The sequence below is a fragment of the Marinobacter sp. 1_MG-2023 genome (assembly GCF_030549045.1).
Classification (GTDB): Bacteria; Pseudomonadota; Gammaproteobacteria; order Pseudomonadales; family Oleiphilaceae; genus Marinobacter.
The window spans coordinates 281,642-302,922 of the sequence record NZ_JAUOST010000003.1 but is presented as its reverse complement, the minus strand read 5'-3'; the positions used below and the strand labels follow the sequence as shown (position 1 = coordinate 302,922).

16 protein-coding genes are annotated in these 21,281 nt (G+C 54.2%); 12 read left to right on the top strand and 4 right to left on the bottom strand.

Translation table 11 applies throughout. The features are described 5' to 3' along the window. The first annotated feature begins 26 nt into the window (after positions 1-26). The 4 genes from Q4606_RS10835 to nhaD all read left to right on the top strand — a co-directional run bounded on the left by Q4606_RS10835 (position 27) and on the right by nhaD (position 5,517). Positions 27-1,235: an ABC transporter substrate-binding protein gene (locus tag Q4606_RS10835; protein ID WP_303607522.1), complete on the top strand. Its 1,209-nt coding sequence runs from the start codon at positions 27-29 to the stop codon at positions 1,233-1,235. 8 nt (positions 1,236-1,243) lie between these two features. Continuing rightward, positions 1,244-2,053 carry an ABC transporter ATP-binding protein gene (locus Q4606_RS10830; protein ID WP_303596955.1) on the top strand — a complete coding sequence of 270 codons (810 nt, stop codon included), beginning with the start codon at positions 1,244-1,246 and terminating at the stop codon, positions 2,051-2,053. Continuing rightward, positions 2,050-3,852: a long-chain fatty acid--CoA ligase gene (locus Q4606_RS10825; RefSeq protein WP_303607521.1), complete on the top strand. Its 1,803-nt coding sequence runs from the start codon at positions 2,050-2,052 to the stop codon at positions 3,850-3,852. The genes Q4606_RS10830 and Q4606_RS10825 overlap by 4 nt, the downstream gene beginning before the upstream one ends. A gap of 156 nt (positions 3,853-4,008) precedes the next feature. After that, positions 4,009-5,517, top strand: coding sequence for a sodium:proton antiporter NhaD (nhaD, locus tag Q4606_RS10820; protein ID WP_303607520.1), 1,509 nt, complete (start codon positions 4,009-4,011; stop codon positions 5,515-5,517). A 61-nt stretch (positions 5,518-5,578) separates the two neighbouring features. Here nhaD and Q4606_RS10815 read toward each other — a convergent pair whose 3' ends face one another. After that, a complete protein-coding gene (locus tag Q4606_RS10815) occupies positions 5,579-6,142 on the bottom strand; it encodes an NADPH-dependent FMN reductase (protein WP_303607519.1) in 564 nt (187 codons plus the stop codon). 391 nt (positions 6,143-6,533) lie between these two features. Between Q4606_RS10815 and Q4606_RS10810 the strand changes: the two genes are divergently transcribed. Continuing rightward, complete coding sequence (locus Q4606_RS10810) at positions 6,534-8,120, top strand: parallel beta-helix domain-containing protein (RefSeq protein ID WP_303607518.1); 1,587 nt, start codon at positions 6,534-6,536, stop codon at positions 8,118-8,120. 99 nt (positions 8,121-8,219) lie between these two features. Beyond that, positions 8,220-9,506: an SO2930 family diheme c-type cytochrome gene (locus tag Q4606_RS10805; RefSeq protein ID WP_303607517.1), complete on the top strand. Its 1,287-nt coding sequence runs from the start codon at positions 8,220-8,222 to the stop codon at positions 9,504-9,506. A gap of 79 nt (positions 9,507-9,585) precedes the next feature. Here Q4606_RS10805 and Q4606_RS10800 read toward each other — a convergent pair whose 3' ends face one another. Further along, the gene (locus Q4606_RS10800) at positions 9,586-10,611 is read right to left on the bottom strand and encodes a helix-turn-helix domain-containing protein (RefSeq protein ID WP_303607516.1); all 1,026 of its coding nucleotides are present in this window, start codon (positions 10,609-10,611) and stop codon (positions 9,586-9,588) included. A gap of 170 nt (positions 10,612-10,781) precedes the next feature. Beyond that, on the bottom strand, positions 10,782-11,783 hold the full coding sequence (locus tag Q4606_RS10795; RefSeq protein ID WP_303607515.1) for a YeiH family protein: 1,002 nt from the start codon (positions 11,781-11,783) through the stop codon (positions 10,782-10,784). 257 nt (positions 11,784-12,040) lie between these two features. Between Q4606_RS10795 and Q4606_RS10790 the strand changes: the two genes are divergently transcribed. Both Q4606_RS10790 and Q4606_RS10785 read left to right on the top strand, forming a co-directional pair. Then, a complete protein-coding gene (locus Q4606_RS10790; RefSeq protein WP_303607514.1) occupies positions 12,041-13,468 on the top strand; it encodes a PLP-dependent aminotransferase family protein in 1,428 nt (475 codons plus the stop codon). Positions 13,469-13,588: 120 nt separating this feature from the next. Further along, on the top strand, positions 13,589-15,961 hold the full coding sequence (locus Q4606_RS10785; protein WP_303607513.1) for a DUF6351 family protein: 2,373 nt from the start codon (positions 13,589-13,591) through the stop codon (positions 15,959-15,961). A 27-nt stretch (positions 15,962-15,988) separates the two neighbouring features. On the opposite strand, the gene paaX is transcribed toward Q4606_RS10785, so the two are convergent. Continuing rightward, positions 15,989-16,960 carry a phenylacetic acid degradation operon negative regulatory protein PaaX gene (paaX, locus tag Q4606_RS10780; RefSeq protein ID WP_303607512.1) on the bottom strand — a complete coding sequence of 324 codons (972 nt, stop codon included), beginning with the start codon at positions 16,958-16,960 and terminating at the stop codon, positions 15,989-15,991. Between the two features lie 435 nt (positions 16,961-17,395). Between paaX and Q4606_RS10775 the strand changes: the two genes are divergently transcribed. The 4 genes from Q4606_RS10775 (at position 17,396) to Q4606_RS10760 (ending at position 21,272) form a co-directional block, all read left to right on the top strand. Beyond that, the gene (locus Q4606_RS10775) at positions 17,396-18,556 is read left to right on the top strand and encodes an ABC transporter substrate-binding protein (RefSeq protein WP_303596966.1); all 1,161 of its coding nucleotides are present in this window, start codon (positions 17,396-17,398) and stop codon (positions 18,554-18,556) included. Positions 18,557-18,634: 78 nt separating this feature from the next. Further along, on the top strand, positions 18,635-19,510 hold the full coding sequence (locus Q4606_RS10770) for a branched-chain amino acid ABC transporter permease (RefSeq protein ID WP_216006510.1): 876 nt from the start codon (positions 18,635-18,637) through the stop codon (positions 19,508-19,510). After that, complete coding sequence (locus Q4606_RS10765; RefSeq protein WP_303607511.1) at positions 19,510-20,517, top strand: branched-chain amino acid ABC transporter permease; 1,008 nt, start codon at positions 19,510-19,512, stop codon at positions 20,515-20,517. Before Q4606_RS10770 ends, Q4606_RS10765 begins: the two co-directional genes overlap by 1 nt. Beyond that, positions 20,514-21,272, top strand: coding sequence for an ABC transporter ATP-binding protein (locus tag Q4606_RS10760; RefSeq protein ID WP_303596968.1), 759 nt, complete (start codon positions 20,514-20,516; stop codon positions 21,270-21,272). Before Q4606_RS10765 ends, Q4606_RS10760 begins: the two co-directional genes overlap by 4 nt. Positions 21,273-21,281 lie beyond the last annotated feature (9 nt).

Here is a 21,281-nt window from a genome sequence, read left to right as displayed (position 1 = left end):
AACAAGAAGCCGCAAGGAGAATAAACATGTTCAAAAGCATCCTCAGCAAAGGCCGCAAGCTCGCAGGTATCGGCAGTATTGCCGCTGCTCTGGTGGCCGCGGCGCCCGCGGTGGCGCAGGATAAGGAGCCCATTGTATTCGGTGGCTCTATCCCGCTGTCTGGTGTGTTCGCCTTTGCCGGCGTACACCTCCATGCCGGCCTGACCGACTATACGACCTGGATCAACAGCCAGGGCGGCATCAACGGGCACCCGGTCAAGTACGTAATGGAGGACACCGGCTATGAAGTGGACCGTTCCGTGGCCGCCTTCAAGAAAATTACCGGCAGCAACACGGTTCCGGTCTATTACGGTGACAGCACCGGGTTCATGAAAACCATTGCGTCAGAACTGAACAGCAGGGGCTCCACACTCATGAGTGGAGCTTCTTTCGCGACTGCACTGACAGATAATGAGCAGTACCCGAATCAGTTCGTTCCCGGGCCAAACTACACCCAGATGTTCGGAATTATTCTTGAATACATTGCGACCCAGGGAAAAGACGGTGAGAAGCCGACGGTTGCCTTTGTATACAGCGATACGGAGTTTGGTAAGGACCCCATTGAAAACGGGAAGGCCAAAGCTGCCGAGATGGGCATCGAAGTTGTCGAGGAAATTGTTACCAAGCCCGGCAGCGTGGACGTATCTGCTGAGGTTTTGAAAATGCGCCGGGCGCGCCCGGACTTCGTCGTATTCCACGGCTATGTGCTGTCGCCCATCAACGAGTTCATGGTGCAGATGCGTCAGATGGGGCTGGATACCCAGTTCATGGGTACTTTCTGGTCTTCTGACAAGCTCATCATCAACAAAATGGGTGAGGATGCCGATGGCTACATGGGCGTTATGCCATACAACTACTATGACAGTGCTGAAGGCGGACCGATGCTCGACGCACTGCGAGCCACAGCAGAGAAAAGCGACCCGGATGCCGGCTATCGCCCGACCGGTTATATGCAGGGCTGGTTTAACGCCATGGTCTGGACGGAAGTCATCAAGCGCACCATGGATGCGGGTAAAGAGCTGACTGCAGAGAATATGGCCGAGTCCCTTGCTTCGATTAAAGACTGGGATACCGGCGGCATAATCGGCATTCCGGTTACTGCGCACGACATGTCTTTCCCGGTTGGTCGTATTTGGCGCGTGAATGCGAAAGAAGGCCGCTACGAGCCCGTATCTGACTGGATTCACCTCGACTGAGACACTCTATGGAAGCCTTGCTGGAAATCGATAACATAGAAGTGGTTTACAACAAGGCGGTGCAGGTCCTTCGGGGCCTGTCACTGCGTGTCCCCCGTGGCGCCATCGTTGCGCTGCTGGGCTCCAATGGCGCTGGCAAGTCCACCACACTGAAAAGTGTGTCCGGGTTGCTGGCTCTTGAAGATGGTGAAGTGACCGCCGGAGAGATTCGCTTCAAGGGCGAACCCTTAAAGGGGCGAGCGCCGGAAAAACTGGTTCGCGATGGCCTGTTTCATGTAATGGAAGGGCGCCGGGTTTTTGAGGATCTCACTGTCGAGGAAAACCTAATCGCGGCAACCTACGCTCTCAGTGGCCGTAAAACGTCGCTGGACGATGCCTATGAGCTGGTATACGACTATTTTCCCCGTCTCAGAGAGCGTCGCAAACAGCTTGCAGGTTACTTGTCGGGCGGTGAGCAACAGATGCTGGCACTTGGCCGGGCGCTGATTGCTCAGCCAGAACTGATCATGCTGGATGAGCCCTCACTGGGGCTTGCGCCGCAGTTAGTTGAAGAGATATTTACGATTATTGCGCGCATTAATCGGGAGCAGGGCACTGCAATATTGTTGGTCGAGCAGAATGCTGCTGTGTCTCTGGCCATTGCTTCTTATGGTTACATCATGGAAAACGGAAAAATCGTGATTGATGGCCCTGCGGATAAGCTGTCATCTAACGAGGATGTACAGGAATTCTATCTCGGTGTCGGTGGCAAAGAAGGCGAAGCCCGCAGTTACCGGGATATCAAACACTACAAGCGCCGTAAGCGGTGGCTGTCATGACAACACCGCAGATTCGTGATCTTACACTTGTACAAATGCTCCGGGCCCACGCAAAAGAGCGGCCGGACATGTTGGCGCTTCGCCAGAAAGACTTTGGTATCTGGCAAGCCTACTCCTGGCAGGACTATTATCTGCGTGCCCGCCACTTTGGTTTGGGCCTGCGAGCGCTTGGTCTTTCGGAAGGCGGCCATGTTGCCATTCTTTCGGAAAACCGGGTGGAATGGGTTATCGCCCAGATGGGCATTGGCCTGGTAAAGGGTATCTGCGTGGGGGTTTATCCTACGAGCCCCTGGAATGAAGTGGCCTACGTGCTTGAGCACAGCGATGCAGAAATGGTGGTGTGCGAAGATCAGGAACAAACCGACAAGGTTCTGGAAGCCTGGCCGCAGTTGCCGCAACTGAAGCAAAATATCGTTATTGATCCGAAAGGATTGCGTTCTTATCCGGAGCCGCCCTCGTCGTTCGAAGAAATTGAAAAGATGGGGCAGGAATTCGAGAAAAACCATCCCGGGCTGATTGACGAGTTGCTCGATAGTCAGCAGATGGACGATATTGCCCTGATGATTTACACCTCGGGCTCTACCGGCCGACCCAAAGGTGCGATGATCAGCTGGGGCAACCTGCATGCTGGTGCGCCCGGGCTTGTAGAACTCCTGGGGGTTGATCAGCACAGCACCAGCCTGTCCTATCTGCCGTTATGCCATGTGGCAGAGCAGGCACTGACCAATATTGCGCCTGTCTATGTGGGCAGTGCAGTAAGCTTTGGCGAAAGCCTGCGCACAATCCAGGAAGACCTTCGCGAAATTGCACCTACGTTCTTTCTGGGCGTTCCGCGGATCTGGGAAAAGCTCCATTCCTCAATCTACATAAAAATGCAGGAGACCGGGCGTTTTCGGCAGATGCTTTTCGATCGTGCCATGAAAGCCTGTGAGCCTATGGCGACCAAGCCCAAAGCAAAGTGGAGCCTTGGTGAGCGGATGACCTACAGCGTTTACTACTGGCTTGTATTCCGCGCTTTGCGGAATTTTATCGGTCTGCGCCGTTGCAGCATCGCGCTGACCGGGGCGGCGCCTATATCGCCGGGGATTCTCAAATTTTTCCGCACCCTGGGCGTGCCTCTTGTAGAGGTTTTTGGTCAGACCGAAAGCACGGGTGTGGCGACGGCCCAGCGCCCGGACAATGTTTGCCTCGGAACCGTGGGAACTGCTCTTGCAGGGCTCGAGGTGGCGCTGGGGGAAATGAACGAAATCATCATGCGAGGCGGCATGGTGTTCAAAGGCTATTACAAGAACGATGAGGCAACAGAAACGACCCTCAAGGACGGCTGGCTGCACACTGGCGATGTAGGCGAATGGCAAGAGGGGCAGCTGAGAATCGTAGACCGGCTCAAAGACATCATGATTACTGCCGGAGGCAAGAACCTGTCACCCACGGAGATTGAAAACACGATCAAGGCCAGCCCTTACATCAAGGAGTGCATTGTTATTGGTGAGGCCCGGAAGTATGTCTCGGCATTGATTCAGGTGGATTTTGAAACTGCTGCCAAATGGGCGGAGCAGGAACGCATTGCTTACACCACGTTCCGCAGTCTGACCGAGAATGAAAAAGTGAACGATCTGATCCAGGCTGAGGTGACCAAAGGTAATGAGAGCCTGCCACAAGTGGCACAGATCAAGCGTTTTCATTTGTTGAGCAAAGAGCTGGATCACGATGATGATGAGGTGACGGCTACGATGAAAGTGCGTCGAAGCAAAATCTATGAGAAATATGAGGATGTGATCGAAACGCTGTATAGCTGACAAGCGTCGCGCCGGTGCTCAACAGTAAAGTGATACGATAAATATCAAATCTGATAGGTTACGAACGATCTGGATCAAGTCGATTTGATAGAAGCTATGGTTTGCCGGGCTGATTTTGATTGATAATGTCAGCCCCAAACTTTTGAGCCAGCTATCATGACTGAAAATCACAGCTCCGAAAAACTACCCGCCCGATGGGGCCATCGGCGTTGCTTTGCCCGGCATGGCATCGCCAGAACATTGATTTTGACCCTGTCTGCTTTCTTCAGCATCGGATTCAGCGCTTTTGCCAGCGCCGCCGAGTCCGGTGCTGCGAACCTGACGCACCATCCGGTGGGTTACCTTGCGGTTATTATCTTTGTTATTGCCTATGCATTTGTGATGCTTGAGGAAAAGCTTCATCTGCGCAAATCCAAGCCAGTGCTGCTTGCGGCTGGCCTGATCTGGTTCCTGGTCGCTGGTGTGGCGGCCATGAATGGCGATACCGAAAGCGCCAACGAAGCTTTGAAGCACAACCTTCTGGAATACTCCGAACTCTTGCTGTTCCTGCTGGTGGCGATGACCTACATAAACGCCATGGAAGAGCGTCAGCTTTTTGATGCGCTTCGTGGCTGGCTGGTGAGCAAAGGGTTCAGCTATCTCAGCCTGTTCTGGATTACCGGCATACTGGCATTCTTCATCTCGCCCATCGCCGATAACCTCACCACAGCTCTGTTAATGTGTGCCGTGCTGATGAAAGTCGGTGAAGACAGCCCGCGTTTTATAGGTCTCGGCTGCATCAATATCGTAATAGCGGCAAATGCCGGTGGTGCTTTTTCTCCGTTTGGCGATATCACAACCCTGATGGTCTGGCAGAAGGGCGTAGTTGAGTTCACAGAGTTCTTCAGGCTGTTTATTCCCTCCGCGGTGAATTTCCTGGTGCCGGCCGTCATCATGAGTTTTGCCGTTCCAAGTGAGCCGCCGAAGGATGCATCGGATCCGGTGATTATGAAGCGCGGTGCCCGCCGCACAGTCGGGCTGTTTCTGCTCACCATCACAACCGCTGTGTTGGGTCACAACTTTCTGCATCTGCCGGCGGTTGTGGGCATGATGATGGGCCTCGCTTACCTGCAGTTCCTGAGCTATTACCTGCAGCTAAGCTTTAAACGCGGTGTTGCCCGTGAGCGGGTCTGGGCTGAAAACCACAAGAATACCCGCCTGCTTGAACGGCTCGACAAAGCCGTGCCCTTCGATATTTTCAACCCTATGGCCCGTACAGAGTGGGATACGCTGCTGTTTTTCTACGGTGTTGTGCTGTGTGTGGGCGGGCTTGGTTACATAGGCTATTTGTCTGAGGTGTCCCAGATCTTGTATCACGACTGGAACGCCACCGGCGCCAACATTGCGGTAGGTGTTATGTCAGCGATTGTTGATAACATTCCAGTGATGTTCGCCGTACTCTCGATGGAGCCAGACATGTCCCACGGCCAGTGGTTGCTGGTTACACTCACTGCGGGTGTTGGTGGCTCCATGCTGTCAATTGGCTCAGCGGCCGGGGTTGCCCTGATGGGCCAGGCTCGTGGTTACTACACCATCATGTCTCACCTGCGCTGGACTCCGGTAATCATGCTTGGTTATGCAGCTTCCATCGCAACGCACATGTGGATCAACGCGAGCTTGTTCTGACCCTCTTTTCACGGAGCCCCTCAGGGCTCCGTCGTTCATAGCGCTTTGCCGTGCCTGATTTTCACCGCATGGCTTTAAGGGCGGCAGCCCACTTTTCCATTTCTTCCAGCATCGCCGTGGCTGATGGATCTATCAGGTCGTTGGAATGGAACACCTTGTTGTCGTCCAGCTGATTCCACGCCATAGGTACCATGACGCCTTCGACCATTGGCATCATCTTCAGAGTCGTCACCAGTTGACGGGCCAGCGTTGCAGCACGCACACCGCCAGCTGCGCCGCCATAGCTTACAAACCCGCACGGCTTGTAGTTCCACTCGGTGTAAACGTAATTCAGAGCGTTGACAAAGGCCGGGGGCGGGCAGTAGTTGTACTCGGGCATCACGAACACATAAGCATCGGCGGCGTTTACGCTTTCTGACCAGTTTTTGGTGTGCGCATGCTCGTAAATGCCTGAGCGTGGATGATTGGCTTCGTTGTATACCGGCAGGTCGAAATCGGCCAGATCTATTAGTTCGCAGTCAAAACCGGAGTTGCTTGCTGCAAACTCGCTGAACCAGGTCGCTATGGACGGGCCGATGCGCCCGGGCCGAGTACTGCAGATTATGATATTCAGTTTGAGTGCCATAAACATTGCCCTGAATGGATGTAAATATCAGCTTGAATCCGAGTTTTTACCCTAAGCCGAATCTAGATGCCCCAGCGCGGGAGATCAAGCGAAGCATTTTGAGAGAGATGGACAGTGAATCCGATCAAGTGCTCAGCCAGGTTTATAATGTCAAAAGAACCTGATCAAAAGCTTCAAAACATACCTTTTCACGAATCCGTCAGTCCCCTTTTGTCTGCTCTGAACGCCCTGTGACACAACGCCTTAAAGGAATTGCACAGAGGTTCTGTATTTCTGGCTAACGTTTATTCTCGCTTTGCCTGGTGCCCGGGAATAGTGTTTTCCGCGTGCGCCGAACCTTTTTCCCGGGAACGCGCCTGCAAAAACAAACAATAAGCAAGCAGGTAATACCATGCGTCAGAAAGTAAAACTCTCGAAGATATTCACAATTTCAGCGCTAGCCAGTGGATTGCTGCTGGCGGGCTGTGGCGACGACGGCGACGACGGTAAGGACGGCAAAGACGGTGTTGCCGGAGAGGTCGGTCAGAGCGTTGTTGTATCAACTACTTCCGGGTTTGCGATAACTGAAGATGCCATTTTTGTGGCGCCGGATGCCGTTGATGGCGATGACATTACGGAAGCGCTCTCCCTTGCTCTGTTCGATCTTTCAGAGGATGCCTTGGTGGTGCTGCCGAAAGGGCGCTTTGTGGTGACCGAAAGCATTGTTGTAAACAGTGCACGGGGTCTCACCCTTAGCGGCCACGGTATTAACGAAACCATTCTGGATTTCAGCACATCTAATGGCGACGACGCGTTTCGTTTCCAGGGCGGCAATGGCATTACTGTCCGTGATCTGGGCGTTTATGAAGCCCCTAAAAATGGGATCAAGACAACCAACGTTAACGGTATCCATATCACCTATACGGCCACTGTATGGGAAGGCGATCTGGAAGCAAACAACGGCGCCTATGGCCTCTATCCTCTAAAAAGCCAAAACGTATTAATGGAGAACAACTACGCTTTCGGCTCTGCGGATGCAGGGATTTATGTTGGGCAGTCAGAAAATATTGTGGTTCGCAACAATACGGCCAAGCAGAATGTGGCGGGTATTGAAATCGAAAACTCCACCATGGCTGATGTCTATAACAACATCGCCGTCGGCAATTCCGGTGGCATTCTGGTTTTCGACTTGCCCGGGCTGGATAAGGCCTATGGTGGAAATGTACGGGTCTTCAATAATCAGGCATATAACAACAATGCTGACAATGTGGGGGCCGGCGTTGTTGGCATGGTGCCGCCGGGTACCGGTGCTCTGGTGCTCGCCACCAGCGACGTCGAAATCTACAACAACCAGATTACTGATAATGAGACCACCGCCGTCGCAATCACCAGTTATCTGCTGGTCGACGATGACGTATCCAGCTATGCAGCCAACTACGGTGCCACCATAGCGAATGGCTGGAGCCCTACCCTGAAAAACGTCTACCTGCACAACAACACGATTGCGCGCAACGGGGCCAACCCACGTGGTGCTCTGCTGGCACCTGTTATCGGTGGATATACATCCGGCATGAACAGTTCCGGCATGGCGCAGACTTTCCCGGCCATTCTGTATGGCGGCATCGGTGAACTCTTGTCCAACACGGGAACCCTTGGCGCATTCAACGGGATTGTCGGGCCAGATGCTGCCGCTGATGGGGTGAACTACGATCCGTATGGCCCCGACGATCTGATCTGTGCCAACAGCAACATCAACGGGAACGCGGCGCCTGACTACGAGAACGTCAATACGGGGCTGGTTTATCCGACGAATCCGGCGGACCTGACACTCGTTGATGGCGATGGTAACCCTCAGCCTCACCTGCTGATTGACCGGATGGTCAACAATACCTATCTCAACTGTGTCCAGCCGCGCCTGGCGCCCGCTGAAGTGAACTTTCGTAACACTATCTACGGCTGTACCGGGGATGATCTGGCAGAGGCGGCGTGTGCGCTATAACCAGGTCTTCTGAGCTGTTATCTACCTTGTAATAATCAATAGCGGTGTGTTGCCGGGCAGAGCTTTCCGGCAACACACCGCTGCACGAGAGCATGACCCATGAAAAACAAAAAAATAACGACAGCAGCGATTCTGGCGACGTCTTTTTTTCTGACGGCGTGTGGCGGTGGCGGTAGTGGTGGAGACGACTCTGAGGGTGGTGCGCCCCCGCCGGCAGGCACTGCACTGAATGCCGGGGCCGGTGCGCCGACGGGAGCAGAAGGCAGTTGTGGCGCGACGACGACCGGAGTCAACTGGGATGCATTGATGACAGAGATATGCCCCAAATTGTCGGATTACAATCTGTTTGCCGATGCGACCGATCCGACGACCGCACCAGCCCGTGGTGGCGTGCCATATGATCTATCGACGGCCTTGTTCTCCGATTACACCAGCAAGTACCGTTTCATATTTGTGCCCGAAGGCAAGACGATCAGCTATAACGCTTCGGAAGTGCTGGAGTTCCCGGTAGGAACGGTTATCACCAAAACTTTTGCACTGCCCGAAAACACCGCTGTGCGTGATGGAGAGGAACTGGTTATTGAAACCCGGTTGCTGATCCACCGCTCCGATGGATGGTTTGCGCTTCCGTACTACTGGTCTTCGGACTCTGACGCGGTTCTGGCCATCGCAGGCAAGCGCCTGACGGACCTGACGACGATCAACAATCAGGGGCAACAGATTACTTTTGATTATTCGGTCCCGAAAGCCGGAGACTGCTCTTCCTGTCACTCTATCGTGCCCAATCTGTCGGGCTCGGGTGATGACCGTGAGCAGATCTTCTTGCCCATCGGTCCGAAGGCGCGCTATCTGAACAAAGACTATGCCTATGCAGACGGAACCGTTTACAACCAACTTCAGTTCATGGCTGAAGGTGAGTTACTGACCGGTTTGCCATTTGATCTACAGACTGTCGAGAAAGCGCCGGTGTTCAATGATCAGGTGCCTGTAGCTTCGCTTGCGCCGAGTCAGTTGGATGATGCGGCGCGGGCCTATCTCGACATCAACTGTGCCCATTGCCATCGCGCAGATCTTACGTTGCCGACAGATTACGCTGGCCCTGCTGGGAGCAGTGGAGTGCAATTGGAGTATAACCGGGACTATGCGGATTCTCCGGGCAAGTTTGGTGTATGCAAAACCCCAGTGGCGGGAGGCAAAGATGGTTATCCGTTCGATGTTATTCCAGGCAACGCTGCAGAGTCTTACCTGTTGTTCCGTATGACAACCGACGATAACCGTCACAAGATGCCGGAGCTCGCTCGCAATACCGCGCATCTGGAGGGCACAGCGCTTATTCGTAGCTGGATTGATCAATTGCCTGTGGCAAGCTGTTCACCTGTGCCATAAGAAAACTGCGCCATGCCCGGGGTGGTTCCGGGTATGGCTGTTGGTAGGTGTTCAAGAAACAGAAACCACCAGGCTATTGTCACGCCGCTGAATGTTTCTGGCGAAACTCTGTTGGCGTTGCCTGTTTGATTTCCCGAAACGCCCTATTGAATGAGCTCAGGGAGCGGTATCCGACATCCAGAGCAATGTTGAGAATTGGCGTGTCAGGGGCTGTAATCAGGCGCGTTGAGGCTTCTGCAATCCGCAGCTGGTTGATGTAGTCGTTGAAGTTACGATAACCCAGGTGCTTGTTGATCAATGCGCGAGTGCGATACTCAGGCAGGTCGAGCTCTCCGGCCAGCCTTTTAAGAGTTAAATGTTCAGTGCGGTAATAGCCTTCTGCCATCAGGTCGGCAAGTCGTTTTGCATGCTCGTTCTGGAAATCGGCTTGACCGGTGTTTTCGTTAGGCTCCTCGTTATGTTCAGGCTTGGTGGGTGGGGTCAGCCCGCTTTGGAACGACAGCTCACTGAACCGCCCCTGTAAAAGGAAGGTAGCTATTGCCACGCCGGCAATTGAGACCACCAGGGCCCGGTTGATAGCGTGAGCAATACCCAGATTGAATGCCAAAGCGACCCATAAAACTGCAGTGCCCGCGAAAACTAAAACGAGAGCGCGTAGTTTTCGGCGCGGTTCCACAAGGTCCGCCGGCCAATCTGCAAGAACTATCCAGAAGCCGTTGGCAATAATAACGAACTCAAACAGTTGGCCCAATTCCCAACCAAGGAAAAGCACCCAGCCTTCAGCATTTTGGTGGCTGTAAAAACACCTGGCGACGCTGGGCGCCACCACACTGAATAAGGCCATCAGGCTCCATACGGAAAACGAGTTCAGGCGCTGGCGAAAAGTGATCTGGCACAGGAGCCAGAACAGGGCCGGAAGCATGCCCTGCAGGTTCAGAGTAAGCCACTGCCAGTGAGCCGGTGCGAGGGGGTGGAGCAGAAACCCGAAGCTGGCAATGAGAAAAACTGCGAACACTCGTGCAGCGGATGAGCGGTGTAACTCACGGGTTGTTGTAATCAGTAGGATAACCAGGCAACCCAGGCTAAAACCGGTCAGAATCAACATGCTTGGAAGACTCAGCGCTATTATTGTTATTTGCTTTAAACGGATGCAAAGATGTCACTCGGGCGTGCTGGTGTCAATTATGACAGCCGTTGTCCGGCTTGGCGCCTGGTAGCGCAATGCCCGAACGGTGAACCTGTGCAGACACCGTATTTGTAGGCTTCCAGACCGGATTATGCGCCCATTAACAGTGGGGTCAGCAGCATGCCTTCCACAATGAGCACCACAAACAATATCAACGCCAGTAAGAAGGGCTTGAAACCCAGGCTGCGCAGTTTATCAATCCTTGTTTCATAGCCCAGTGCCGCCATTGCCATTGCCAGAGCGACCTGGCCGCCCAGAACAAGTGTGTCGTGAGCCATCGCCGGTAGTGCAATAGTGCTGTTCACGATGACCATGGCGCCGAAACCGAAGGCAAACCAGGGGATGGTTAAACCCTGGCCACTAGCGTACTGGGGTTGTTCCGTTTTAACCCGCTTTAACCACCACTGACCAACAATCAGCAGGAAAGGAACCAGCAGCATGACGCGCACGAGTTTTACGATAACGGCGTTGGCCAGAGCATCGGCACCAATGGCATCACCCGCGGCTACTACCTGTGCCACCTCGTGCACGGTTGCGCCAATGTACACCCCATACAGGCTTTGATCCCACCCGAGAACCGAATAGAGAGCAGGGTAGACAAGCATTGCCAGGCTACCGAACAGTACCACTGTCGCGACGGCCATGGAGGTTGCCGCCGGCTTGGAGCGTATGGTGGCTTCAGTCGCGAGGATAGCCGCTGCGCCGCAAATGGCGCTACCGGCACTGGTCAGCAGGGCGGTCTCTGCGTCCAGGCGGAACACACGTGTGCCTAGCTGATAGCCCAGCACCAGTATTGTACTCATTACAATAACATCGAGCGCGACCACACCTGGGCCGAGAGCCAGAATCTGGCCGAGGGTGATGGAAAAGCCAAAGAGAACAATGCCTCCTCGCAGCAGCCAGCGCGTCGCAAACTTCAACCCCTGCTCCAGGCCACCAGCCTTTCGGGCCCATGGCATATTTCCGGCGAGCATCGCCAGCAGCAGAGCGAAGACTAGTGGGCTGATGCCGCTTTGTTGAATGACCGGGATGTCCGCTAGGGCGAACCCACCGGCGGTAAGCAGAGCGCAGACTCCTAACCCTTTCCACATGATTCCTGACTCCATAACATTGGATATATGGATAGAATGCTACGGAATATGTAACCTGTAAAAAGGGTAAAGTTCATTAAATAATCCTGAAAAATCGATAAGAGATCTTCAGGTAATGAAGCAAGCGGCTCTGTGCAGTGCTCTGTACCAAAGGGGCCGACTGGTCTACGCTTAAATAAAATAAAAATACGAGTCGCCTGGTTGATCTGCAGGGATAGCCACGTTGCGTTGCTCTGGGACGAGTGTCGGGACTGTCCATGTCTGGAAAAGCCTACCTGTATGAAAATGTCAGCCATCACCTCAGGCAGCACATCCATGAGGGGAGTTACCGTGCCGGAGAGAAGCTACCCTCTGTGCGGGTGCTCAGCCGCCTCTTCCAGGTCAGCGTCAACACTATTTTGCAGTGCTTTCGGCAGCTTGAAGCCGATGGCCTGATTCATCGTATCCCGCGTTCCGGTGTGATCGTTACCCCGAATTTGTCTGAACAAAAACCGGTGGATGTGACACGGACGCCTGTCCCCTTACTTCCTGTGGAGGTGTCGCTCAGTCAAGAAATTCTGCGCTACATGGAGCCCTACGTAAGTCACTCCATGACGCGGTTCGGGATAGCATTACCGGGCACTGAAATTATGCCTGTTGAGCGAGTCATGCAGGAGTTCAGAGGGGTTACCCGGTCAGATGGGCTTGCCACCTGGCATTATGCCCATCCGCGCGGTGAGGAAGTTTTTATTCACCAGCTTGCCCGCCGAAGCCTGAACTATCCGGTGCCGGTTACCGAACAGGATGTGCTGGTCACCAATGGCTGTATGGAAGCCATTGAGCTCGCTTTGCGGGTAGTGACAAAGCCCGGTGATGCCGTGGCTATAGAAACGCCCACCTATTACGGCACCTTGGTTGCACTGGAGGTTTTGGGACGTAAGGCTTTGCCCATTCCCACAGACCCTCACCAGGGTATCCGTTTGGCAGAGCTTGAGCAGGCTATGCGCCGGGGCCAGGTATCTGCCTGTATTGTTTCAGCCAATGCCCAGAACCCCTTAGGGTTCAGCATGCCGACCGAAAACCGGGAAAAGCTGGCGCGGCTGGCCGGGCGCTATAAGGTGCCGGTGATCGAAAATGACATCTGGGGTGACACGGTTTTCGGGGAGGCGCAGTTGCCGATCAAGGCATTTGACCACGTAGGCGAGGTCATCTACTGCAACTCTTTTTCGAAATCTCTCATGCCAGGGATGCGGCTGGGCTGGATTGCTCCGGGGCGCTTTTTGCACCGGGTGCTCGAACTGAAACAGGTGAGCAACATTACCACGGCTTCGGCGCCGCAACTGGTGATGGCCAGGCTGATGGAGAGCGGCTTCTATCATCAACACCTGCAACAGTTGCGCACTCACCTGCAGTGCCAGACCCGTGAATTAATGGCGCTATCTCGCCAGTATTTTCCAGTAGGCACACGAATTAATGAGCCGTCCGGAGGGTGTGTTCTTTGGCTGGAGTTGCCGGACGCCGTTGATGCCGGGCGGCTTTTCGATTGTGCTCTGAAGCAGCAGATTCACATTTTTCCGGGGCGGGTATTTTCTCCCGCCGGGCGTCATACTCATTGTCTGCGCCTGAATGCGGGGAGCCCTGTTACGCCAGATATTGCTGCAGCCGTGCGCAAGCTTGGCGTACTGGCACACCAGCAGCTCACTTGACGATTTACAGTACAGCGCCTGTTTGAGTGTTTTGTCCAAATCTGTATCTGTTGCGATCTGCTACTCACTCCTATGCTCTGTGTTACGCCCGACAATAAGACAACGAAGAGGGAATTGTTTATGCGTAAGAACTCAAGGGTACAGTTTGGCTTGGTCGCAGGCTTGACGACCTTCATGTTAAGCGGTTGTTTCGATGGTTCCAGCAGTTCAGGTAGTTCCTCCGATCAACCAGACCTTGAGCTCGCCACTCTGTCCAGTGCTCCGGACCAGGTCAGTGGCAACGATGTTCTGGTGGGCCTTGACGGCGATGCTGCCACGATCGCTGCGGAAAAGGACAGCCTGGAACTCTGGCTCAATGATGCCAAAGTCACCCCAGTGATCCGGGAGGGCCGGAAGGGCCTGGAAATTCTCGTCACAGGATTGTCTGAGGGCGAAAACCGGCTGGAGCTGCACCATGTTGAGTACGGGCCGCTAAGCGATCTGACATTGACGGCTTATCCCGTAACCGGTCCGATATTCTCTGGCCCGCAGCAGTATCCCTTCGTGTGTACCGTAACAACAGAGTTGGGTAAGCAGCCCGAGGTGGATACACAAGGCGATACAGGTTTCCCGGTTATGGATGGCGATGGTAACCAGGTTGGATTGAGCCGAGATTGCACAATCGACTCCTACGTCACGTTCGTTTATCGCACTACCGGAGGTAATTGGGCTCCCTTGCCTGATGACGGCTCCCGGCCTACGGATATGGCCACCACAGAGCTTACCGATGGCCGCACCGTTGATTTCATCGTGCGCCAGGAGCGCGGGACCATTAACCGGTTTATCTACAGCTTTGCCACCCTCGCCGAACTGGGGGATGAGCCTGAGGAGACCTCCGCTGTCAACTGGAATGGTCGCCTGTTGTTTCACTTTCAGGGTGGGGTAGCCATCGGCCATTCACAGGGCCGGGTCAGCGACAGTCGTGCGCTACGCCCAGATACGCTTGCGAAGGGTTATGCGGTTATTTATTCCACCGGTACCAGAGCAGATACCCATTATAACCTTCAGGTCGGTGGTGAAACGGCGCTGATGGTGAAAGAGCATTTCATCAAACGCTTTGGTGTGCCTGAGTACACTGTATCTGTTGGCGGATCCGGAGGCGGTATCCAGCAGTACGTTTATTCCCAGAATCATCCTGATCTTCTGGACGCTGGTGTGCCCCAGTACTCCTACCCTGACATGGTCACACAGACCATTCATATCGGTGACTGTGAATTACTTGAGTACTACATGGATGTCACTGATAAAAACAACGCCAAATGGCAGACAACAACCAACCGGAGTTGGCTGGTCGGGCTGAATGCGACTGATGATTACCCAGACCCATTGGCAGGTGCAAAACAGATGCTCGGGTACAGTACGGCACCCGGCATGACCGAGTGTATCCCGGCCTGGCGTGGGTTGACGCCTCTGGTGATGAACCCGGCCTTTGGCGCGGCCCGCAACCAGGAATTGATGCAGCCTGAGGGTGTGATGGATAGCGTTGAGTGGACGCATTACGACGATCTGAGAAATATCTACGGACTTGACGAAAACGGCAACCCCCGCACCCTGTATGACAATGTTGGCGTGCAATATGGGCTTGGAGCACTTCTGGATGGCAATATTTCGACATCCGAGTTTTTAAAGCTGAACGCCCAGATTGGGGGGTGGAAGCAGCCATCCGAAATGGTGCAGGAAGGCTTTCCATTTGTTGGTTCGACTGTTAGCCCCGCCAGCTTCGATCCCTGGAGCTCCCGAAACATGACTCTGAGCCCGGACGGCACGCAACCGGCGCCCCGGACTCAGGGCGATCTGGCTGCGATTCAGGCCGCTTATGATTCCGGCATGGTGTTCGATGGGCAACTCAATATGCCTGTTATCGATTGGAGGCACTACCTGGAAGAGGTGCTGGACATGCACAACAGCCACCAGTCGTTCTCTGTGCGCCAGCGGATTGCCAACAAAATGGGCGATGCTGACAATCAGGTCATCTGGTTTACAGATGCGCGCCCGACGGATTTGTCCGACCCGGATGAGCCTGAGCCAAACGAAGAATCTGACCCCACCGTAGCGGCCTTGGAGGTGCTTCATGATTGGCTGATGAACATGCGCGCGAACCCCGAGCTGAGTATCGCCGAAAACAAGCCGGCAGCAGCCGTAGACAGATGCTATGAAGCGGACGGCACTCTTATCGCTGAGGGTGATGGCGTATGGAACGGCATTCTTGATAACGAGCCTGAAGGTGCCTGTACTGCGGAGTTTGAGACCTACTCAACTTCACGTATCGTGGCCGGTGGGCCGATTGAAGGCAGTGTGTTCAAGTGTGCGCTGAAGCCGGTTACAACCGCTTTGAATGACGACACCTACGGCACAGTGTCATTTACCGATGACGAAATCGCTCGGCTGACCGAGATCTTCCCTGACGGTGTTTGCGATTACAGCCAGCCGGATCAGGGGCGCCCTGCGGGTTAATTGCAACGCAAGCGTAAAGCGGAGGAGTCAGGCAGACTCCTCCGCCACTGTTGCAACATTATTTGCTGAATTTTCTTCGACCAGGCCGCCAAAACGACGGTAAAAGCCTGGCGTCGGCCCGGGTAAGGGGCCAGATGCATTTTCCAGCAGGCTCGAGAGGAGCTCATCAGAGCGGCTGTATATCGCCCGGTAGAGATTGCGACACAACTGTTTGGCGCTCCGTCCTTCCCAATCACCCGGTAGCAGTTCGTCAGGCAGCAAGGGATCCCGCAGCAATATTTTACGATACTCGTGAATCAGCAGGATGCGCGCGGTAACGCAGTCTTCGGGGCTCAGGTTGTCGTTGGTGCTGAGTTCCCGCCACAGAGGCCGGAACTTTTCCAGGAAGCGCTTATAGCGAAAGCCCAGCTCGTCCAGATTCCAGCTTTCTTTGACCTGCTTGCGCAGTGCCTTGGGGCTTCGTTGTTCCAGGGGCTGGGTTTGCATCACGATGGTGTCGTCCAGCGCTCCCCATTCCTGCAATAGAGGCACGAGCTCATGGCGCGTGAAGCGAGGATGTTCCATTACACCTGTTGCCATGCTGCCGAAACTGAGCCATTTGAGTTCCTCACGAACCTTGGCCCGGATTTCTGGTTCCAGCTGGTTAAGGAATACCAGGCACCAGCTACCATTCCAATCGTCGGTCCCGATGGTGTAGACATGCTCAAATGCCTGCTGAAATCGCCTCAAGCCGGCGCCAGTAACGCTGTAATAGCTGCAGCGGCCGACTTTTTCTGTTTGCAGCCAACCATCCTGAACAAGCCTGTAGACAGATGTGCGCACAAGGCGCTCGCTTACCCCCATAGGCGTCAGCAGTTTCATGAGGCTGCCCAGCCACACGTTGCCGCCGCGAGGGTGCACTATGTCGCCATAGGTAGTAATGATCAACGACCCTGCGCGCAAAGGACGCTTCTTCTGGAAGTCCCGGATCAGACTTTCGAGCTGTTGTTTTGCAGACATGATTGTTTTATTCCTTCAAGGCCGTTCCGGCGCCCATTATCCTTGATACCGGCCTCGCGTAAAGCTGCATGAAGCCGGAGCGGGCAATAATAGCTCTGGTGTTTCCGGGTAATGTCATAAAGGCATATGTGTGCTAATACATTGGTATTAGTTGGTGAAAAAGTTGTATGCCTGACTGCAGTCCTCAGTTGACACCGGATTAGTGATACAATATTTTCCATTGATATCCGTCAACGGTATCGTATTATTGGAATGGCGGATAGCCAATAATGGCTGAGTTCGACGAATGTCGGCCGTGCCAAACTGAAAACAGTGCGCTGCGAAGATTCACGTGATACGAAAAGTATGACCTTTGTAGGAAAAACGTTCTGTTTTCGGAAATTCAGGGGCCTATAAAACCAAAATGCCCTGACAACACCTGGGAGAACAACAAAAATGTTCAAAGATATCACGCGTCGTGCAAGTAAGTTTGCAGCTATTGCCGCGGCCGGCTTGCTGGCCATGAACGTTCAGGCAGCTGAGCCCATTCGTATTGGATCCTTTCTTGCGGTTACCGGACCGGCCTCTTTTCTGGGCGATCCGGAGCTGAAAACCCTTGAAATGTATGTAGAAAAGATCAACGAGGAAGGCGGTGTACTGGGTCGTCAACTCGAGCTTGTTCATTATGATGACGCTGGTAACGCGTCCAAGGCCCGTAACTTTGCAAGCCGCCTGATCCGCTCTGACCGAGTGGACATTATTGTCGGTGGCAGCACCACGGGTGCCACCATGGCAGCAGTGCCGATGGTTGAGCAGGCGGGTATACCGTTCATTTCCCTCGCGGGTGCGGTTGTTATCACTGATCCGGTTAAAAAGTGGGTTTTCAAGACTCCGCAAACGGATCGTATGGCGGCAGAGCGTGTGTTGACTGATATGAAAGAGCGCGGCCTGACCAAAGTGGGCCTGATCTCGGGCACCGGTGGTTTTGGCAGTTCAGGTCGGGAGCAAACGCTTGCTGCGGCCAGCGCAATGGGTGGAATCGAGATTGTTGCTGATGAAACCTATGGCGGTTCTGATACTGACATGACGGCCCAGCTCACCAACATTCGCGGCACCGACGGTGTGCAGACCATTCTTAACTTCGGTTTTGGTCAGGGTCCGGCCATCGTTACCCGCAACTACTCCCAGCTGGGTATTGAACTTCCGTTCTACCAATCCCACGGTGTTGCTTCTGATAGCTTCCTCGAACTGGCCGGTAACAGCGCTGAAGGCCTGAGATTGCCTGCGTCACCCTTGCTGGTACCAGATTCGCTGCCAGCGGATGACCCACAAAAGCCCGTAGTTGAAGCGTACAAAACCGAATACGAAGCGCGCTGGAACTCCAAGGTGTCTACCTTCGGTGCTTATGCCTATGACGGCCTGATGCTGGCGGTTGAAGCCATCGAGAAAGCGGGCAGCACAGACAAAGCCGCAGTACGTGATGCGCTTGAGAGCATTCAGGGCCACGTAGGTGTTACGGGTACCTTCAATATGTCACCCGAAGATCACAACGGCCTGGAAGCTGAATCCTTCCGCATCCTGGAAGTCCAGGATGGCAGCTGGAAGTTGATCAACTAAGCCTATTCTTATCCGTACCACAGGTAACCAGTTGTCCGTAAAGGATGGCTGGTTGCCGCTGCGCGAGCGGAACCGATTATGTTCTCTGAATTCCTGCAATACCTGTTTACGGGCATCACAATTGGTGCCACCTACGCTTTGATCGCCCTGGGTTTCACGCTGATCTATAACGCCAGCCATGTGATCAACTTTGCCCAGGGCGAGTTCCTGATGATTGGCGGTATGGCGACTGTCTCTTTGACGGCCATGGGCGTGCCAATGCTGCTCGCGATTGTACTTGCTGTAGTTCTTGCCGGTGTGCTGGGTATTGCCTTGCAGCGCCTGGCTATCGCACCCGCTAAAAATGCGGATGTGGTTACGCTGATAATTATCACCATTGGCGCATCTATTTTTATTCGTGGTCTGGCTCAGCTGGTGTGGGGTAAGGAATACCACGTTATGCCAAATTTCAGCAGCGAAGAGCCGATTCAGATTTTCGGAGCCGTGCTTAACAGCCAGAGTCTTTGGGTACTGGGTGTTGGTGCGGTTCTCGTGGCCGTGCTGGTCTACTTCTTTACACGTACACTGACAGGCAAAGCGATTCTTGCCACCTCGATGAACAAAGACGCTGCGCGTCTGGTCGGTATCCGGACCCAGGTCGTGCTGATGCTGGCATTCATGGTGTCTGCATTACTGGGTTCTGTAGCCGGTATTGTGGTGGCGCCGATTACCTTCACTTCCTATGACATCGGCATCATTCTTGGCCTGAAAGGCTTTGTGGCAGCGGCCATCGGTGGCCTGGGAAGCGGTATGGGCGCGGTTGTGGGTGGCCTGGCTCTTGGCGTTGTGGAAGCCATGGCTGCAGGGTACCTGTCGTCTGACTATAAAGACGCTGTGGCCTTCTCGATGATTCTTGTAGTGCTCTTCTTCATGCCCCGGGGCCTGTTTGGCGCCAAAGTTGTGGAGCGGGTGTGATGATGGCTCAATTTTCGCAATTCCGTCTCAAGGGCCTGGTTATCCTGGCTATCGTGGTGTTTGCCCTGCCACTGTTCATTTCCAACCCGTTTCATTATGGCCTGGCCACGCAAATCGCGCTGATTGCCGGCGCTGTCGTCGGCCTTAACCTTTTGGTGGGCTTTGCTGGCCAGATCAGCCTGGGCCATGCGGGATTTTTCGGGATAGGTGCTTACTTCAGTGCCATCATGACCAGCAATTATGGCTGGTCTGCCATCCCTGCACTGGTTGTTGGTGCCATCGGTGTGGCGATTATTGCGTGGACTGTCGGGCGCCCGATTCTACGCCTCAAAGGCCACTACCTCTCCATGGCAACCCTCGCGGTGGGTTTCATTATCGCGATTATTCTGAACAACGAGCGTGAGCTTACGGGCGGGCCGGATGGCATGCCGATGCCTGCATTTGATGTGTTTGGCTGGGAACTCAGTGTCTTTGGCCAGTACTCCCTGTTTGGCATGGACATCAGCGGTGATCTGGCCTGGTACCTGTTTGCCGGTGTAATACTGCTCGCAGCAGTCTGGTTGGCGCAGAATCTGATTGACTCGCCGATCGGCCGGGCCTTGCGTTCGGTTCATGGCTCAGAAGTGGCGGCCAGTGTAGTGGGTGTAAATACTGCAAAGTATAAAAGCCTGGTGTTCGTGATTTCAGCGGTATATGCCAGTGTAATGGGCGCGCTTTACGGGCACTTCCAGGGCTTCATTACACCTTCTATCGCAAGCTTCGACTTTTCGATTTTGCTGATCACCATGGTGGTGTTGGGCGGTATGGGCTCGACCATAGGCGTGATCATTGGCGCTGTGGTGTTGGAGCTGTTGCCACAAGTGCTGGCGGATTTTCAGGAGATGGAAATGATGTTGTTTGGTTTGATCCTGATGCTGACCATGATCTTCATGCCCAAGGGCTTGCTGCCAACAGCAGCGAATTACCTGAACAAACGACGCTCAAAATCTGCCGGAGGTGACGCATGACCGCTCTGGTGGAAGTCAATAACCTGTCCAAGGCCTTCGGTGGTGTGCACGCTGTAGAGGGCGTAAGTTTCTCTGTCGATGCCGGCCAGGTGTATTCGGTTATCGGCCCCAACGGCGCCGGTAAAACGACGTTATTCAACCTGATCACCGGTTTGTATACACCCACCAGTGGTGAGGTGAAGCTTAATGGCGAGAGCATCGCCAAGCTTCAGCCCAATGATCTGGCCGAGCGCGGTATGTGCCGAACGTTCCAGCAGATGCAGATCTGTATGAACATGACCGCCATTGAAAACGTCATGCTGGGCCGGCACCTGACGCTGAAAAGCAATTTGTTGACCACTCTGTTCCGTTTGCCTTCGCTTACCCGCGGGGAAAAAGCCGCGCGGGAAAAAGCCACTGAGCTGATGGAGTTTGTGGGTTGTGGTGAGTACCTCGATACCGAAGCATCCGCTATGTCCTATGGTGCGCTTAAACGCCTCGAGATTGCCCGGGCACTGGCTGCAGAGCCTAAGGTCGTCCTGCTGGATGAGCCGGCGGCTGGCCTGAACGCTGTGGAGACTGCTGCTCTGGAAGAGCTGATCCGCAAGATTGCCGAACAGGGCATTACGGTGATGCTGGTAGAGCACGATATGAAGCTGGTGATGGGCATTTCCGACCGTTTGCTGGTGCTTAACTACGGGCGCGTTCTGGCGGAAGGCACGCCGGAACAGATTCGTGCAAACCCGGACGTGATTGCAGCCTATCTGGGCGGTTAAACGGAGCGA